This window comes from Lysinibacillus sp. 10T31 (assembly GCF_056394365.1).
Window position 1 is genome coordinate 1 of sequence record NZ_JBFTHS010000072.1, and the last position, 17,214, is coordinate 17,214.

A 17,214-nucleotide genomic window follows, 5' to 3' on the forward strand; every position below is an offset into this window, starting at 1 on the left:
CGCTTCACTCGCGATGCTCGCTCCAGGGTCTCGGGCCAACACGATGTTGGTCACGAAGGCGTTATCACAGGATGTGATGATTTTAGCCTTCGTTCCTCTATCGCTAATCCCCAAGGAGTCGCCCAGCCTCCACTCCAATCAACTTATTTACATAGTAGACGTTTTAACAAAGTCCTCCATAACTTTTGGTGATGAACCAAAAAATGGCCCTTCTGCATTTAAACAAAAGGGCCATGTTAAAGAAAAACTATTTGTGCTTTACCTTCATTCGATCCAGCAAAAATCCACCTTTAAATGATTTGGGCTCGTACGAAATAATAAAAGCATTCGGTTCATAATGCTCAACAATTTGGAACAGTTCTGTCTCGCGATTTCTCTTTGTTAATATTTCATATTTATAGCGATTACTATCTCGACCCTCACCAATGTAAATCGTGACCGCAAACCCTTCATTCCTAAGAAATTTCACAAGTTCCTCATTCTTATTTTGCGTATTAATGGTCGTATAAACATAGCCAATCGCTAGTTTACGTTCAATTTTGGCCCCTAAAAATATACCTAACCCAAAGCCAACTGCATAAAAGACCATAGCTAACATACTTTGTTTCCCACTAAAAACGAGTGAAAGACCAAATACATACACTAACATCTCCAGCATACCGAATATGGCGGCAAGGAAAGTAACATTCTTCACTAAAAGTATTGTACGTAAAGTTAAAAAAGGCACATAAATCAATTGAAGTATTAAAATCAGAAATATACTTTGCATTTGTAAGAGACCTTTCAAAAAGTAGTTTTATATACTATAAATGTATGTCGAGACATCGACTTGCATTCTATTAAGATGTATCTATTTTCTAGATTCCCTCACAATTAAAATTTAAACATCTTCTTTTTATAAAAAAATACCACCTACTATAGAAGTAGATGACATTTTGTTTAATATAGAAATCTTTTAAGCTTCCCCATGCATCGGGTCTTCCTTATGCTTAGGTCCAATCATGTTGAATAAAATATTAAGGATAATCGCAGTGACAGAACCACAGACGATACCGTTAGATGTTAGAAGAGATACACTCTCTGGCAGTGCATCGAAAATACCTGGTACAACTGATACACCGACACCAAGACTAACTGCAATTGCAGCAATCATGGCGTTTTCCGCTGACTCATTCATAACAGGTACTAGCATGCCCATACCTTGAGTTATTACCATACCGAACATCGCAAGCATTGCCGCACCAAGTACTGGTGTTGGAATAATCGTTGTTAATGCTGCGACTTTTGGTAGGAAGCCAAGTGCTACTAGTAAACCACCTGTGATGTAAATAACTTTACGATCTTTTACGCCTGACATACGCGTAAGTCCTACGTTTTGTGAGAATGTTGTATATGGGAAAGCGTTAAAAATACCGCCGATAACAGAGGCAAGACCTTCTGAACGGTATCCACGTGATAAATCTTTTGAATCTAATTTTTTCTTACAAATATCACTTAGCGCAAAATAAACTCCTGTTGATTCTACTAAAGAAACCATAGCTACAAGCGTCATTGTAATAATCGCAGATGCATTAAATGTTGGCATCCCGAAGTAAAATGGCTGAACCATGTGTAATACGGAAGCATCTGAAACTGGGCTAAAATCAACCTTCCCCATAAATACTCCTAGGATTGTCCCCGCAACTAATCCCACTAAAATAGAAATTGCACGGATGAAGCCCGTAGAAAAACGATAAACGACTAAAATAATAACTAATGTTATAAACGCTAAAGTTACATTAGAGCCAGATGCAAAATCTGCTGCACCTTGTCCACCCGCCATATTGTTTAAAGCTACGGGTAGTAAAGAAATACCGATAATCGACACCACCGAGCCTGTAACAACTGGTGGGAAGAATTTTACTAACTTACCGAAAAAGCCTGCAATAATCATAACGATTATACCCGATGCAATAATAGATCCATAAATATCAGTAATACCTTGTTCAGGATTTGTACCGATTGCAATTATTGGACTAACTGCTGTAAATGTACAGCCTAGTACTACTGGCAAACCAATACCGATAAATTTACCTGAATACACTTGTAAAAGCGTTGCGATCCCACACATCATAATGTCAATCGCTACTAAATACGTCATTTGTGCTGAATCAAAGCCAATTGCCCCACCGATAATCAGTGGCACTAAAATGGCTCCTGCATACATCGCAAGTAAATGTTGAATAGCTAGCGTCGTCGATTTAACTTCTTTCAGCAAAAGTTTCCCTCCTCTATAGGTGATGTAATGAATGCATATTTAAACTACTTTTCAGCGGGTGTCCAAACACATGTACCTGCCGCTACGCTTTCAGTACAAAAGACACCTGCTGAAAGAAGTTAAAGCCTCCGGCGGATGTCACAGAATCGGAAAGGAGTTCTTTGTGCAAGCACAAAGCCGATTCCGGACGCAATTATGCCGAGGCATAATTGATCGGTATTCATTACGCATTAGCCTCCGCAGCAAATGTTACTTTGCCATCCTCAAGAGAATCTACAATTGCTAATGATTCCACGCGAACTCCTTGCTGGCGTAATAATTTTCCGCCGTCTTGGAAGCCTTTTTCAATAACAATGCCTACACCTACAACATTTGCACCAGCTTGTGCTGCGATATCAAGCAAACCTTTGACAGCTTCCCCATTAGCTAAGAAATCGTCAACAATTAGAATGTTATCATCTTCATTTAAGAAATTACGTGATACTGAAATATCATTTGTTTCATTTTTTGTGAAAGAATGTACTTTTGAAGTATAAAGATTATCGGATAGTGTTAATGATTTACGTTTACGTGCAAACACTACAGGAGCACCGATTTCAAGCCCTAGCATCACAGATGGTGCAATACCTGAAGATTCGATCGTTAAAATTTTTGTAATAACTTGATCAGAGAATCGATTTGCAAACTCATGACCAATTTCCTTCATAAGCATTGGGTCAATTTGGTGATTTAAAAATGAATCTACTTTTAATACAGATGAAGATAAAACTTTACCCTCTTGTGTAATTTTGTCGTGTAATAACTTCATTTCCTTGATAGCCTTCTTTCTTATAGTAATAACTCTTTATGAGCAACTTACATTCCGTTACAGGCGAGCGCCGGAAGCAATGCAAGTAATAAAAAACGCTGAATACTTTGATTCCAATCATCTACGAGTGGAGCAAAGCATTCAGCGTAAAAACGTCGAAACGAATAGAAAACACCTTTTATGAAGTCCTCTAAAGCATTGCTACCCATAGTCGATTTATTTACGGTAAATCGGTAGAAACTCGCGAGCCATATTCTCGCTATTATATGAGTGAAACAGTATTAATTTCGCCTTGGCGTCATTGCGTCCGGATTTTGAATTGTGCTAGCACAATTCATTCCTTTCAAAATCCGTGACATCCACCGGAGGCTTTATCTTCATCACGCCTAGGCGTCATTTCCAAAAATGGTACTTTATTCGGCATGGGCTTATATCTCACACTAAATAAAGTCTGTATTTTCGGAATTTACTATCATTCTAGTAAATTTCAATTGCAAACGTTCGTGTTTTACAATCAACGTAATGATTATATCAGACTATTTTCGAGCTTGCTAGTCATTATTTTGATAAATGGAAGGGCACTGTCATAATGACGATATTTCTGTGAAATAACAGCGAAGCGCGAATTAATAGACTCGATTGATTGTGTAACATATGATGCCATCCTTTTTTCGGTAAAAACTGTGGGATGATAACTGTTACTTGATAGCCTGTTTTCGTACATTGATGTTCAACTTTATCAATAAACTTCATCAGTGGCTGTGTAATACTTCGATATGGAGAATAGTATGTTACAAGCCGTATATCCGGTTGCCATGCTTTCCATTTCTCCTCAAACGCTTTTGCGTCCGCTTGATCGAAGGCCACATAAAAGGCAATAATTTTATCAACGTTTAATGTCTTCGCGTAATGCAATGTGTTTTCGACTACTTTCGTAATACCAGCAACAGGGACAATGAAAACATTACCCTCAGAATTCGGTAATTCCACATTATCTAATCTTAGCTGTTCACCAACTGTTTTGTAATGCTGCTTAATACGGTGGAACGTCCAAATAATAATTGGTAAAAAGATAAACACTGGCCATACTTGAGGCAATTTTGTCACAAAAAACATCATGGCTACAATAAAGGAAATGATCGCTCCAACTGTATTGATTGTAAATTTAACAAGCCAACCTTTTGGTTTTTCACGCCACCATTTTCGCATCATTCCAGCCTGCGCTAAAGTAAACGGAATAAACACCCCTACTGCATAAAGTGGAATCAAATGCTCTGTTGTTCCACCAAATAAAAAGATTAAAACAATGGCACCTAACCCAAGCATCATAATGCCATTTGAATAACCAAGTCTATCCCCACGAATTTGGAATATTCTTGGGATAAAACCGTCCTTCGATAAATTGACTGCTAGTAAAGGAAAAGCCGAATAACCTGTATTCGCAGCAAGTACTAATATCATCGCTGTTGTCCCTTGTACTATATAATAAAAAATATTACGACCTACACTTGCCTCCGCAATTTGTGAGACTACTGTTTCTTTCGCATTTGGAGCAACTCCATAAAAATAGGCTAGACTCACAATACCGATAAATAGTACTGCTAAAATACCGCCCATAGCCAGTAATGTTTTAGACGCATTTTTCGGACCTGGATCTTTAAAATTAGGAATAGCATTTGAAATGGCTTCAACACCAGTCAAAGCTGAGCTTCCTGATGCAAATGCTTTTAATAAAATAAATAAACTAATACCTGCAACTGGTGTACCGACCTTTGGATGTAACTCTGCAGGAACTTGCCCCGTTACTACGTTATAAGCCCCTACCCCGATTAACATCAGCATCACGATCACAAACAAATAAACCGGATACGCTAAAATGGATGCTGATTCTGTGACACCACGTAGGTTTAAAATCGTTAAACATATAACAAAAAACACAGCGATTACCACGTTATATGGATGCAGACTTGGAAATGCCGAAGTAATGGCATCTGTTCCAGCCGATACACTTACCGCAACTGTTAAAATATAATCGACAAGCAATGATCCCCCAGCGACTAGACCAGCATTGACACCTAAATTTTCCCGAGAAACTACGTATGCTCCACCACCATGTGGATACGCATAAATAACCTGACGATACGAGAAAATAAGTGCTGTCAGTAACACAACTACCCCAGCAGCAATCGGTAGAGAGTACCAAAAGGCAACTGTACTTACTGTCATGAGAACAATTAAAATTTGCTCAGGTCCATACGCTACTGATGACAATGCATCAGAAGATAGTATGGCAAGTGCTTTTGTTTTACTAAGCTTTTGTTCCCCTAACGCATCAGATCTCAATGGTTTACCGATAATATAACGTTTTAATGAGGATTTCATATTCGACACCTTCTAGTTTCATAGAATGTGTTTCGCATTTCTAAATCGATTACACTTTAGCATAATCGGTTTTGTACCATTCACCGGGGCCTTGTTTCATTAAATGAAGATAAAAAAAATCTACAAGCCATCACTAAATAAGACTTGTAGACGCTCATTCGTCTGCCAAGCTCCACTTTTCTGCTCTTAACGCTTACGAGGTTAGCTGTCGGATTCGGGCCTGAGTAGCCCTACCCCTCAATAAATGAAGAGATTCACCCCAAGAATTATCTGTGTAATCCGTAAAAATTGGGTCCCCCGCGTCTAATTGCTTCAGCGATTTAGAAATTTGAAACTTTATAATGATGTCATATTACGCCTGTAATTAAAAAAAGTAAAGATGAAAAAAACGGTTACAAAAAATATTTTTCACTTGATTTTTCGATTTTTTTTATGATGGCCCACTACCATAACGTGTGGTTGATTTCCGTTCCAACTGAGCGCGTTCCCAGGAAGCCGCTTCGCTTGCATTTCAGGGTATGCGCGAAAGCGTAGCGGCAGCGGCACGATGTTTTTTGCGCGAAAGCGTAGCGACAGCGGCACGATGTTGGTCACGAAGGCATTATCACAGGACGTGATGGTTTTAACCTTCGTTCCTCTATTGCTGATTCCCATGGAGTCGCCAAGCCTCACTCTATTCATTCCTCAACTTTGGCGAGGATTCTTTATTATTTACAGAATAACGTTTTAATATTGGTAGAAAATAAGTGAATAGCTGAAATTAGAAATCATTTAAGAAGACCACCTTATAAGTATATTCCCTCTTTTAAAATGGCTAAGTACTTTAATCCTTAATCATTTTCAAATGAATCGAATATTTTGCTACGATGTCTCAATACATTATGATACACCAATAAAATCAAAGTCCTTCAATGGCCATTGATTTACTATATCAAAAACATTTCGAAATTAATAAAAAATTGAACAAACTCCTTCACATTTTCTTCTTCTAGCTATAAAATAAGAATATATCATTTTCCTCTAGGAAACTTTATTTCGCTTGCGATACTCTTTGAAATGAGGGAACAACATGGTTTACAAACGAATGACAAAATCGCCGGCTGAGGCGGTTTTAGATGGAGACATAAAGGGTTGGCGACGAATCTTACCGTTTCTTGGCCCAGCCTTTATCGCTGCAGTTGCCTATATTGATCCAGGCAACTTCGCAACAAATATAACAGCAGGTTCACAATATGGATATTTACTGCTTTGGGTAATCGCCTTTTCCAATTTAATGGCGGTGTTAATCCAATCATTGTCGGCAAAGCTTGGTATTGCGACAGGTAAAAATTTACCCGAAGTAGCACGTGAACATTTTTCTAAAAAAACTTCTATATTTCTATGGATACAGGCTGAATTGGTCATTATTGCAACAGACCTAGCAGAGTTTATTGGTGCGGCACTAGGGCTGTACTTATTATTCAATATTCCAATGTTACCTGCAGCATTAATTACAGCAGTCGGCTCATTTGCTGTTTTAGAATTACAGCGCAGAGGCTTTAGAGCATTTGAAGCGGGTATTTCTGGCATGGTGCTTATTGTCGTATTAGCATTTGCATTCCAGACATTTTTAGCACAGCCAAATTGGGGCGAGGTAACAATAGGCATGTTAACACCACGCTTTGATGGAGTAGATTCTATTTTACTGGCAACCGGTATTTTAGGGGCAACTGTTATGCCACACGCTATTTACTTACATTCATCATTAACTCAAAATCGGGTCGTTGGTCGAAATGATGCTGAAAAAAAACGTATATTCCGTTTTGAGTTTATTGATATTATTATCGCAATGATTGTCGCTGGTGCCATCAATATGAGTATGCTTGTCATTGCTGCGGCAGTATTCCATACACAAGGCGTAGTAGTTGAAGATTTAGATGTCGCTTATGACGGATTGAAGGAAGCGCTTGGCCCGATGGCGGCGGTGTCCTTCGGTCTTGGCCTTCTCATTGCAGGGCTTGCTAGCTCTTCAGTTGGTACTCTTGCAGGTGACGTTGTAATGCAGGGCTTTATAAGAATGAAAATTCCACTCTATTTACGCCGTGCTATTACAATGCTACCTCCTTTGATTATCATTGCATCCGGTGTCAATGCAACTTATGCACTTGTCCTAAGTCAAGTTGTTTTATCCTTTGGTATTGCATTCGCTCTTGTACCACTTGTTATGTTTACAAGTAAGCGTGACATCATGGGAAGCCTAGTCAATCATCGTATTACAACCATATTAGGATGGATTGTCGTAGCAATTGTAGTTGCTTTAAATCTTTATTTATTATGGCAAACAGTATTTGGTTGAAAAAATGCCAGACACAAAAACCTTGAATTGGTTTTGTGTCTGGCATTTCTACATGTAAGGTTTTTTTCATAACATGGGGTTGATTTCCGTTCCGACTGGGCGCTTTGGAGCTGCCGCTTCGCTTTCGCATACAAATGTCATCCCCTACTTTTTATGATTGGCTATTTATTTATCCTTAAATATCTATCTTCTCAATGTTTCGGAATGATAAATAGGCCACGCTTATACCGATAATAGCTAAAGTGATTGGTATGAAAATAATATCATACAAGGTGAAGTTACCCGAATTTGATGATACAACCGATACAATTAATATAGATGATACAATCGTTGCCGGAATGGAGTATTTTCTCATACCGAAATACAATGGTATTAATGCGATGCATGCTGCAGAAACTGCATTCATGATCACAGCGGGAATTCGTTGTATTATGAGAGATACCGATAATGTATCTGGAAGCAATTGAAAACTCTCACTAACAGCACAAAAAATCGCTGTTACAAAAATAGTCGATAAAATAATTGCACTAAAGGTAAAAAGAACAACAATGGCAAGCTTTGAAGCAATTAGTTTTTTTCTATTGATCGGGTACATAAATGCTACGGTGATAGTTTTATATTTAAATTCTCCAATAATAAACTTGGCGATTAACACACTAGCAAAAATAATAAATACTGCTCTTACACCTGAATCTATAAGGCTAAATGCCGTCTGATAAGTTCTAAAATCTTGGTCCCCTTCTATTTTAGTGATAAATATAAGCATAAATATAACAGCTAATATCACAAAATTTGCGAAAACAGCTCGTTTTATATATGAACCAATATGATATTTTTTCATTTCTAGACGCATTAAATTAAGCACTAGCTACACCTCCATTGATTAACTTCAAGAAATAATCCTCTAATGAACTTGTTTTTTTGCTAATGCCCTCAATTTCAATATCATGTTCAATCAATGTTTTAGATAGTACCTTTTGTGAAGCTGTCGAATCATAAATACGAATACAATTGTCATCCATTAGTTTGAAATTAATAATATTTAATTTACTTTCTATAATAAAGGCTGCCTTTTCCCCATCATTGACAATCACTTCAATATAATCTGCTTGACTACGATTGACCGCATCCATTGATACTTCCTTAATTAATCTTCCATCTTTAATAACCCCAACTGTATCTGCCAATTGTTCAATTTCACCCAAAATATGACTAGAGATAATAATCGTAATTCCATACTCTTTACAAAGCATCTTGAATAGCTCTCGAAGCTCTTTAATGCCAACTGGATCTAGTCCATTAATCGGCTCGTCTAAAATAAGTAATTCCGGCTTAGTAATAATTGCACGTGCAATACCCAACCGTTGTTTCATCCCAAGAGAAAAGTCTTTTACACGCTTCTTCTCAGTGTTTGTCAGTTTTACTAAATCTAGAACATGAGCAATCTCTTTCTTGTCATAATAGCCCATATATTCGCAATGTAATTCTAACGTTTCCTTTGCTGTTAAATCTTCATAAAAAATCGGGTATTCAATAATCGTGCCCATCCTTTTCAGCACGTCGTATGAGCGTTCCATTAATTTTTCACCAAAGATTTCAATATCTCCACTCGTTGGCTTCGTAAGGTTTGTCAGCATTTTCATGACTGTCGTTTTCCCGGCACCATTAGGTCCTAAAAAACCGTATATCTCTCCCTTTTTCACATGCATAGTCACAGCAGAGACGACTTCTTTTCCCTCAAACACCTTCGTAAGCTGATTTGTTTTCACAATATATGTCATGTAGATCTCTCCCTTAAATTTAGCTATCCTTATTATAAAAAATGAAACTCTCTAATTTATTACTTGATTCTTACAAATTTCTTAAGCGCAGAAGAAAAGCCTGTAAAGCTATAAATTTGCTCTACAAGCATGACTGCTCAGTATGTCATTCGTTTTAAAGAAACTGTAAAAATGGTCTTCTCATATGGGATACTAGACAGCTGGATGGAACCCTCCATTAATTCTACAAGGCGTTTTGTAATAGTTAAGCCAAGGCCACTCCCTTGGAAGGATTTATTTCTAGAATCCTCAAGTGTATACATTCTTTCAAAAACATTATCAATATGATATTCGTCAATCCCCTTACCACGATCCCAAACATCAATAAAAATATTCGTATCATCATTTCGCACTGTGAGTCCAATGATGTTTCCTGCCGCCCCATAGGCAACTGCATTGGACAGTAAATTATTCAAAACCCTATCTAACGCTTCTTCATTGCCAAGTGCATATACGGATATCTCTGGTATTGCTATATCGATTTCTAATCCCATAGTTGTGACCATATCGTAAAATGATAAAATATTTTTACGGCAAATCTCACTTACATTAATTTTGGTCATTGGATAATCTGTATCTCCTGCCTCCAATTTTGCCAGGTCAAAAAATGTATGGATTATTTTCAATACTTCCAATGTTTTCGAATGAACGCCAGTGAGCAACCGTCGCTGCTCCTCTTCACTAAGAGAGTGCTTCAGCTTTAGCATTTCCGTATAACCTAGTACAACTGTTAAAGGTGTTTTAAGATCATGTGAAATATTGGCCAACATCTTTTTCATAGAGCTTTCCATTTTTCGATGTGTCGCCAATACTTTTTGATTGTGGTCTAGCAACGCATTCATCGCAATTAGTAGCTGCTGTAATTCTTGATTAGCTGTCGACACTAAAACCTTTTCGCTCGATTGTTCGTTAATGATTGCTTGCAGTTTTTGATGCATATATTGAATCGTAGCGTTCTGTTGTTTTTTTGCTCTCACCTGAAAAATAATAATACCTACGAGTAACACAATCATCAGTAATAGAAATATAATCATCTGTTTATCCTTCAAATTTATAGCCGATTCCCCAAAGTGTTTTAATATATAGAGGATTGGATGGATCGTCTTCAATTTTTTCGCGTAATCTTCTTATATGTACATTAATAATATTTTCATCCCCATAGTAAGCATCATTCCAAATCAATTGATAAATTTGCTGCTTTGTAAAAACTCGATTACGATTTGTCACGAATAATTTTAAGATAGCAAATTCCTTTGATGTGAGCTTTACTTGTTGTCCATTCTTCTCAGCTGAAAAATTAACAAGGTCAATCGCTAAGTTATCTATCTCTACTATATCTTTCTTCTCTTCTACTTGACTGGAGTATTTTGTAGCTCTTCGAATTGCGGCTTTAACACGTGCTGAAAATTCCAACATCGAGAATGGTTTGGCGATATAATCATCTGCCCCTAACCCTAATCCTAACGCTTTATCAACATCACTATCCTTGGCTGACATAATGATAATTGGAAGAGATGCTTGCTCTCGTATAATCTTTAAAACTTCTAATCCATTAAGCTTCGGGATCATAATATCCAAGATCACTAAATCAAAGGGATTGTTTAAACAATTTTGTAATGCTTCTTCTCCATTTGCTGCAGAGGTGACAAGGAATCCCTCCATCGTTAAATAGTTTTCTACCATTTCACGAATGGCCTCGTCATCTTCTACAAGTAAAATATGCTTTTGCACTTACACGCACCTCTTCCCAACATAAAGCCGTCTATATATCACTGGCATTTCTATGGATCATCACCACAATGAGGGGTTGATTTCCGTTCTGGCTGGGCGCTCTGTTGCTGTCGCTTCGCTTTCGCACAGATAAACATTTGTTGCTGTCGCTACGCTTTCGCACAGATAAACATTTGCCGCTGACGCTTCGCTTTCGCGCAGAGCAAAGCTTCCTGGGGGCGTCCGATGAGCCTCTTGGGCCAACACGATGTTGGTCACGAAGGCGTTATCACAGGACGTGATGATTTTAGCCTTCGTTCCTCTATGGGCTCGCTCCAGGGTCTCATCTGTGACGCTGATCCCCAAGGGGTCGCCCAGCCTCCACTCCAATCAACTTATATACATGGTATACGTTTTAACAAGTATCATCATTCCTAAAATTTGGCGATGATTCATTTCTATAACATTTTACCATATTAAGGTTGAGCATCTAAAGTCGGGAACGATTCGAGAAACTAAAGTCCCTTTTTTATTCTCTCTTGTAATTTTATCTGAAGATTCTCAAATACAAAATTTGTATATCTATGGATCGATGATAGCTATTATGGGGATACAGGGTTTTGGAGCTTAAAGATTGTACGTCCGGGTTTACAAATTCATTAATATTTTTTAACTAAAAAAACTGCCCTGCAAGTCATTTTCTATGACTCACAGGACAGTTTTACTTTTTATTGTTCGACTTTTAAATCGCATTGCTCTAATGGATGCATTTTTGTTTTATGCTTGATTTTATAGCCAAGCCATAACAGTAAGAATAGTGGAATACCGATATATGAGACAAGGACTCCGTACCAATCTATTGTATCACCCATAAAGGCATTGTAGTTTTGTCCAATAACAACAATCATACAAACCGTAAAGGCAAATAGCGGGCCGAATGGGAATAGCCTTGCTCTATACGGCAATAATTTCGGATCTAAGCCTTGTACTTCGAACGCTCGACGGAAACGGTAATGGCTAAATGCAATTCCTAACCAGGCAATGAAGCCAGACATCCCAGAGGCATTTAGAAGCCACATATAGACTACACCATCACCAAAGAATGATGCTAAAAATGCTAGGGAGCCTACAGCTAAAGTCGCCAGTAATGCGTAAATCGGAATACCTCGACGGCTTAGTTTAGTGAAAAATTTCGGTGCATGTCCATCTACCGCTAATTGCCAAAGCATACGAGAAGATGCGTACAGCCCTGAATTCCCCGCTGACAGCATCGCCGTTAGAATGATTGCATTCATCAATGATGCAGCAAAGGCAATTCCTAAACGGTCGAACACCAGTGTAAATGGTGAAACGGCGATATCTTCAGATAATAAACGTGAGTCTGTAAATGGAATCAACAGCCCAATTGCACCAATCGCTAAAATATAAAATAAAAGAATTCGCCAGAAAACAGACTTAACGGCTTTCGGAATATTTTTACCAGGATCATCTGTTTCACCTGCTGTTATTCCAAGTAGCTCTGTCCCTTGGAACGAGAATCCTGCAGCTAAGAAAATACCAAATGTAGCAAGGAATCCACCGTGGAATGGCCCATCACTAATAAAGAAATTCGTAAAGCCTACTGGAGCTTGTCCCCCTAAAATACCAAAAATCATTAAAAAACTGATGATAATAAAAATGATTACAGTTACAACCTTTATCATTGCAAACCAATATTCACTTTCACCATAGCTTTTTACCGATAATAAATTAAACGTTAAAACTACAGCAATAAATAAAACAGTCCAAAGTGCTGATGAGCTATCTGGGAACCAATATTTCATAATTAATGAGACAGCAGAAATTTCCGCCGCAATTGTAATTGCCCAGTTGTACCAGTAGTTCCAACCAAGTGCAAAGCCTAAAGCTGGGTCTACAAATTTTGTAGCATACGTACTAAATGATCCCGATGATGGCATATAAGCTGCCATTTCACCTAAGCTCGTCATTAAAAAATACACCATGATACCGATTAATGCATAGGCGAGTAGTGCACCGCCAGGACCTGCTTGTGCAATGGCACCACCACTAGCTAAAAACAATCCTGTACCGATTGTACCGCCTAATGAAATCATTGTAATATGACGGCTTTTTAATTCTTTTTTCAGCTTCGGCGCTTTATGGCCGAGCTGATTGACTTTTATTTCACTCACAATATAGCTTCCTTCCTTTTAAGAGGCAAAAAAATGCCATCACATGAACGTTGCTGTGATGGCTAAGTAAATCCTCTGTTCCTTCAAAATGATAGCTCAACACGTTGTTCAAACGTGACAGTTCTGTTCCTTTCGGAGACAGCCCCAGCATAAGGTTTTCAAGTCCCCTCACACTTCGGCAGTATTTCCTTTCAGTTAATTTCTCTAATGCTTGTCATTTCCATTAACATACTCTTAAATACCGCGACCTCTACCTCAATATAAACATGAGGCATTAAATATTAAATTTATGATGTGTTTTAGTTTAACATACGACCTATAACATTTCAATAACTCGAGTAATGTTCTTTATTTTTCGAATTTTCCACTATTTTAATTAGTGTGATAAAGTGGTATAGTGATTCAATCAAAAGTGTTCTAACAGGGGGGATTTATTTGACTACTCATGAACATACCGATACTTATCCTAGCAGGAAAATTAACTGGAAAGGTACAACCTTATTACTCGTTATCGGAGTAATTTGTATTGCCTCGACATTACGGATGCCGCTAACAGTTGTTGGACCTATTATATCCTTTATCCGTGAAGACCTCGGCATATCCAATGTACTAGCGGGCTTTCTAACAACGATTCCATTGCTAGCATTTGCAATTATTTCACCATTCGCACCAATTGTCGCACGTAAAATTGGATTAGAATTAACATTATTTTTATCAACTATTCTTTTAGCTGTAGGAATTGTCCTACGCTCCCTTGGCACAACTAGTTTACTCGTATTTGGTACTATGCTAATTGGTATAGCCATTTCATTCGGTAACGTACTAATTCCGGGATTACTTAAATTGAAATTTCCCTATCACGTAGGTTTACTTATGGCATTTTTCACAATGTCGATGAATTTGACAGCTGGTCTTGGTGCTGGTATTAGTTATCCTATTGCCAATTCATCATTTGGTTGGCAAGGAGCTTTAGCAATCGCACTTGTTCTTGTGGTGTTAACCATATTAATTTGGATTCCACAGCTGAAATTTAATAAGCCTGAGTATACTGTTAAAACAACGAAAGAACGTGCACCATTATGGCAATCACCTGTTACTTGGGCAGTAACGGGGGCTATGGGATTACAATCATTATTATTCTATACAACCGCAGCTTGGATTCCTGAAATATACATAGCACAAGGCTTAGCAGCAGATCGTGCAGGCTGGATGTTTTCCATCATGCAATTTTCACAAGTTCCAATGGCTTTAGCTGTGCCTATTATTGCAAGTAAAATGACATCTCAACGACCTCTCGTATTAATGTTTACGGTATTTTATTTAGTTGGCTTTATCGGAGTAGTGATGGAATGGACAAGTCTCGCTGTACTGTGGATGATACTACTAGGCTTAGCGGGAGGGTCTTCATTCGCATTAGCAATGATGTTCTTTACACTACGTACCCGTACAGCTTTTGAGGCAGCTGATTTATCGGGGTTTGCACAATCATTAGGATATTTATTAGCCGCAATCGGTCCAATCTTATTTGGTTATTTGCATGATTTATTCGGTGGCTGGAATATCACTGGATGGTTATTTGTTATCGTTGTATTGATACTTTTCTTATGTTCATTTAGGGCTTCTAAAAATGAATATGTAAATTAAAAAAGGCAGCTCATAATCTTATTTCAACGGAAATAAGTTAAACGTGAGCTGCCTTTCTTTATTAATAAGGTGGTTTCAAATAAAAATAGTTCGGTGTATTGTAAACATTAACATAAGGTTTATGGTAAATGTGAGTTGTAGCTGGTGAAAGAGGTGGAATCAACCATGTCCAATTACCTGTAACCTTACGATCTGCTGTTGCTTCTGTTTCCTCAAACAATTTAAATTGCTGTGCAGCTGTATGATGATCTACGATGCTGACACCGTCTTCTTTAAAGGAATGTAGAACGGCAATATTCAGCTCAACTAATGCACGATCACGCCATAGAGAAGCCTGTTTCGTTGTATCAAGATTAAAAATTTCTGCTATAGCGGGCAGCATATTATAACGCTCATGATCTGCTAAATTACGTGCCCCGATTTCTGTACCCATATACCAACCATTGAATGGGGCCGCCTCAAAATCAATACCTGCCATTTGGAAACGCATACTCGAAATTATCGGCACTGCATACCATTTTAATCCTAACTTCTCTACTTGAGAGGATTCTGGATGACGAATCGGTACCTGTAGTACATACTCGTTAGGGATTGTAAACACTTGCGGCTCCCTTCCATCCATCTGTACAACAAGTGGAAGCACATCAAATGCTGTTTTCTCACCTTGCCAGCCAAGTGACTCACATACTTTTGTAAACTCAACAGAATGTGGATCACCAACGATTCCAGATTCCGTTTCATAACCAGCATAACGGATTAGCTGATGATTCCATATACGAACACGCCCTGGTGCAAAAACCGTTATTGTTGGACGAATTTTTCCACCATTTGTTGCATATTGAATATGTTCAAGCAATGCGCTGAAAATATCCTCTTCATTTATAATATCTCGGGCATCTACAACATGCAGCGATTGCCAAAACAATCGACCAATACACTTATTACTATTGCGCCAAGCCACTCGTGCACCAAAGATTAATTCTTCCGTTGTCGGTATATATTCTCCTGCAGTTTTAATTTGCTGTAATTTATTTTCTAGCCATGTTTTCGACTCATTTTGTTCTACTTGATAAAGTTCTAAAAAACGCTGTACTTCATGTAAATTCATATTGAATTCCTCCATCTATCCTCATATTAGAGGAATAGAACTATAATCACCACGAAAAAATCTGCCAGAAAACATACATATTTTATATATGAAATACTTTGTTCAAAATTTCAAAGATTGCCGGAACCCCCTGTATAATAAGTGATTTTCAAAGAATACAAAAAAAGCATGTCGCACTAATGTGCAACATGCTTGATGACCCSTACGGGATTCGAACCCGTGTTACCGCCGTGAAAGGGCGGTGTCTTAACCACTTGACCAASGGGCCRTGGCTCCGAAGGCAGGACTCGAACCTGCGACAACCTGATTAACAGTCAGGTGCTACTACCAACTGAGCTACTTCGGAATAATGGTGGGCCTAAATGGACTCGAACCATCGACCTCACGCTTATCAGGCGTGCGCTCTAACCAGCTGAGCTATAGGCCCATTATTTTTTGGAGCGGGTGATGAGAATCGAACTCACGACATCAGCTTGGAAGGCTGAGGTTTTACCATTAAACTACACCCGCAAATATGGTGGGTCAGGACGGAATCGAACCGCCGACACTTAGAGCTTCAATCTAATGCTCTACCAACTGAGCTACTCCCAGCTGAGCTAAGGCCCCAACAATCAGGAAAGATGGTCGGAATGACAGGATTCGAACCTACGACCCCTTGGTCCCAAACCAAGTGCTCTACCAAGCTGAGCTACATTCCGATACTATTAGGCTTATTTGGCGCGCCCGACAGGAGTCGAACCCATAACCTTCTGATCCGTAGTCAGACGCTCTATCCAATTGAGCTACGGGCGCATAATTTTTATAAAAACATGATGAGCCATGAAGGACTCGAACCTTCGACCCTCTGATTAAAAGTCAGATGCTCTACCAACTGAGCTAATGGCTCATATTAAGAAATGAATGGCTGGGGTACTAGGATTCGAACCTAGGCATGACGGAATCAAAATCCGTTGCCTTA

14 protein-coding genes, 8 tRNA genes and 3 riboswitches are annotated in these 17,214 nt (G+C 38.4%); of the genes, 2 read left to right on the plus strand and 20 right to left on the minus strand.

Annotated elements, in window-relative coordinates; translation table 11 throughout:
* Positions 1 to 247: 247 nt before the first annotated feature.
* The 5 genes from AC1DCY_RS24760 to AC1DCY_RS24780 all read right to left on the minus strand — a co-directional run bounded on the left by AC1DCY_RS24760 (position 248) and on the right by AC1DCY_RS24780 (position 6,101).
* Positions 248 to 769 (minus strand): DUF2179 domain-containing protein, encoded by a 522-nt coding sequence (locus AC1DCY_RS24760; RefSeq protein WP_142510598.1) that lies wholly within the window; start codon positions 767 to 769, stop codon positions 248 to 250.
* 186 nt (positions 770 to 955) lie between these two features.
* Positions 956 to 2,254, minus strand: a complete 1,299-nt coding sequence (locus AC1DCY_RS24765) for a nucleobase:cation symporter-2 family protein (RefSeq protein ID WP_477354688.1) — start codon at positions 2,252 to 2,254, stop codon at positions 956 to 958.
* A 226-nt stretch (positions 2,255 to 2,480) separates the two neighbouring features.
* Entirely contained in the window at positions 2,481 to 3,065 is a 585-nt protein-coding gene (locus AC1DCY_RS24770) for a xanthine phosphoribosyltransferase (RefSeq protein WP_477354653.1), read from the minus strand.
* Between the two features lie 188 nt (positions 3,066 to 3,253).
* A riboswitch (purine riboswitch) is annotated at positions 3,254 to 3,355 on the minus strand.
* A 268-nt stretch (positions 3,356 to 3,623) separates the two neighbouring features.
* Positions 3,624 to 5,447, minus strand: a complete 1,824-nt coding sequence (locus AC1DCY_RS24775) for an APC family permease (protein WP_477354655.1) — start codon at positions 5,445 to 5,447, stop codon at positions 3,624 to 3,626.
* Between the two features lie 176 nt (positions 5,448 to 5,623).
* Positions 5,624 to 5,775: riboswitch (cyclic di-AMP (ydaO/yuaA leader) on the minus strand.
* A gap of 80 nt (positions 5,776 to 5,855) precedes the next feature.
* Positions 5,856 to 6,101 carry a hypothetical protein gene (locus tag AC1DCY_RS24780; protein WP_477354658.1) on the minus strand — a complete coding sequence of 82 codons (246 nt, stop codon included), beginning with the start codon at positions 6,099 to 6,101 and terminating at the stop codon, positions 5,856 to 5,858.
* 415 nt (positions 6,102 to 6,516) lie between these two features.
* Here AC1DCY_RS24780 and AC1DCY_RS24785 point away from each other — a divergent pair, with 415 nt between their 5' ends.
* The gene (locus tag AC1DCY_RS24785) at positions 6,517 to 7,782 is read left to right on the plus strand and encodes an Nramp family divalent metal transporter (RefSeq protein WP_477354661.1); all 1,266 of its coding nucleotides are present in this window, start codon (positions 6,517 to 6,519) and stop codon (positions 7,780 to 7,782) included.
* A 175-nt stretch (positions 7,783 to 7,957) separates the two neighbouring features.
* On the opposite strand, the gene AC1DCY_RS24790 is transcribed toward AC1DCY_RS24785, so the two are convergent.
* The 6 genes from AC1DCY_RS24790 to AC1DCY_RS24815 form a co-directional block, all read right to left on the minus strand.
* On the minus strand, positions 7,958 to 8,647 hold the full coding sequence (locus AC1DCY_RS24790; protein ID WP_477354664.1) for an ABC transporter permease: 690 nt from the start codon (positions 8,645 to 8,647) through the stop codon (positions 7,958 to 7,960).
* Positions 8,640 to 9,563 carry an ABC transporter ATP-binding protein gene (locus AC1DCY_RS24795; RefSeq protein WP_477354667.1) on the minus strand — a complete coding sequence of 308 codons (924 nt, stop codon included), beginning with the start codon at positions 9,561 to 9,563 and terminating at the stop codon, positions 8,640 to 8,642. Before AC1DCY_RS24795 ends, AC1DCY_RS24790 begins: the two co-directional genes overlap by 8 nt.
* Positions 9,564 to 9,700: 137 nt before the next feature.
* Positions 9,701 to 10,636 carry a sensor histidine kinase gene (locus AC1DCY_RS24800; protein ID WP_477354670.1) on the minus strand — a complete coding sequence of 312 codons (936 nt, stop codon included), beginning with the start codon at positions 10,634 to 10,636 and terminating at the stop codon, positions 9,701 to 9,703.
* Between the two features lie 4 nt (positions 10,637 to 10,640).
* Positions 10,641 to 11,333, minus strand: a complete 693-nt coding sequence (locus AC1DCY_RS24805; protein WP_477354673.1) for a response regulator transcription factor — start codon at positions 11,331 to 11,333, stop codon at positions 10,641 to 10,643.
* Positions 11,334 to 11,393: 60 nt separating this feature from the next.
* Positions 11,394 to 11,678 (minus strand): hypothetical protein, encoded by a 285-nt coding sequence (locus tag AC1DCY_RS24810; RefSeq protein ID WP_477354676.1) that lies wholly within the window; start codon positions 11,676 to 11,678, stop codon positions 11,394 to 11,396.
* A gap of 362 nt (positions 11,679 to 12,040) precedes the next feature.
* Positions 12,041 to 13,504 carry an amino acid permease gene (locus AC1DCY_RS24815; protein ID WP_477354679.1) on the minus strand — a complete coding sequence of 488 codons (1,464 nt, stop codon included), beginning with the start codon at positions 13,502 to 13,504 and terminating at the stop codon, positions 12,041 to 12,043.
* Between the two features lie 84 nt (positions 13,505 to 13,588).
* A riboswitch (Lysine riboswitch) is annotated at positions 13,589 to 13,765 on the minus strand.
* A 174-nt stretch (positions 13,766 to 13,939) separates the two neighbouring features.
* Between AC1DCY_RS24815 and AC1DCY_RS24820 the strand changes: the two genes are divergently transcribed.
* Positions 13,940 to 15,148 (plus strand): CynX/NimT family MFS transporter, encoded by a 1,209-nt coding sequence (locus AC1DCY_RS24820; protein WP_477354682.1) that lies wholly within the window; start codon positions 13,940 to 13,942, stop codon positions 15,146 to 15,148.
* A 61-nt stretch (positions 15,149 to 15,209) separates the two neighbouring features.
* Here the strand turns inward: AC1DCY_RS24820 and AC1DCY_RS24825 are convergent, their stop codons facing one another.
* The 9 genes from AC1DCY_RS24825 to AC1DCY_RS24865 form a co-directional block, all read right to left on the minus strand.
* On the minus strand, positions 15,210 to 16,256 hold the full coding sequence (locus AC1DCY_RS24825; protein ID WP_477354685.1) for a nitric oxide synthase oxygenase: 1,047 nt from the start codon (positions 16,254 to 16,256) through the stop codon (positions 15,210 to 15,212).
* A gap of 196 nt (positions 16,257 to 16,452) precedes the next feature.
* A tRNA-Glu gene (locus AC1DCY_RS24830) sits at positions 16,453 to 16,524 on the minus strand.
* 1 nt (position 16,525) lies between these two features.
* Positions 16,526 to 16,602 (minus strand) — tRNA-Asn (locus AC1DCY_RS24835).
* Between the two features lie 4 nt (positions 16,603 to 16,606).
* Positions 16,607 to 16,683 (minus strand) — tRNA-Ile (locus tag AC1DCY_RS24840).
* Between the two features lie 9 nt (positions 16,684 to 16,692).
* A tRNA-Gly gene (locus AC1DCY_RS24845) sits at positions 16,693 to 16,766 on the minus strand.
* A gap of 5 nt (positions 16,767 to 16,771) precedes the next feature.
* Positions 16,772 to 16,845 (minus strand) — tRNA-Phe (locus tag AC1DCY_RS24850).
* Positions 16,846 to 16,877: 32 nt separating this feature from the next.
* Positions 16,878 to 16,954 (minus strand) — tRNA-Pro (locus tag AC1DCY_RS24855).
* 17 nt (positions 16,955 to 16,971) lie between these two features.
* Positions 16,972 to 17,048: transfer RNA gene (locus AC1DCY_RS24860), tRNA-Arg, on the minus strand.
* A 21-nt stretch (positions 17,049 to 17,069) separates the two neighbouring features.
* Positions 17,070 to 17,142, minus strand: a tRNA-Lys gene (locus AC1DCY_RS24865).
* Positions 17,143 to 17,214: the final 72 nt, after the last annotated feature.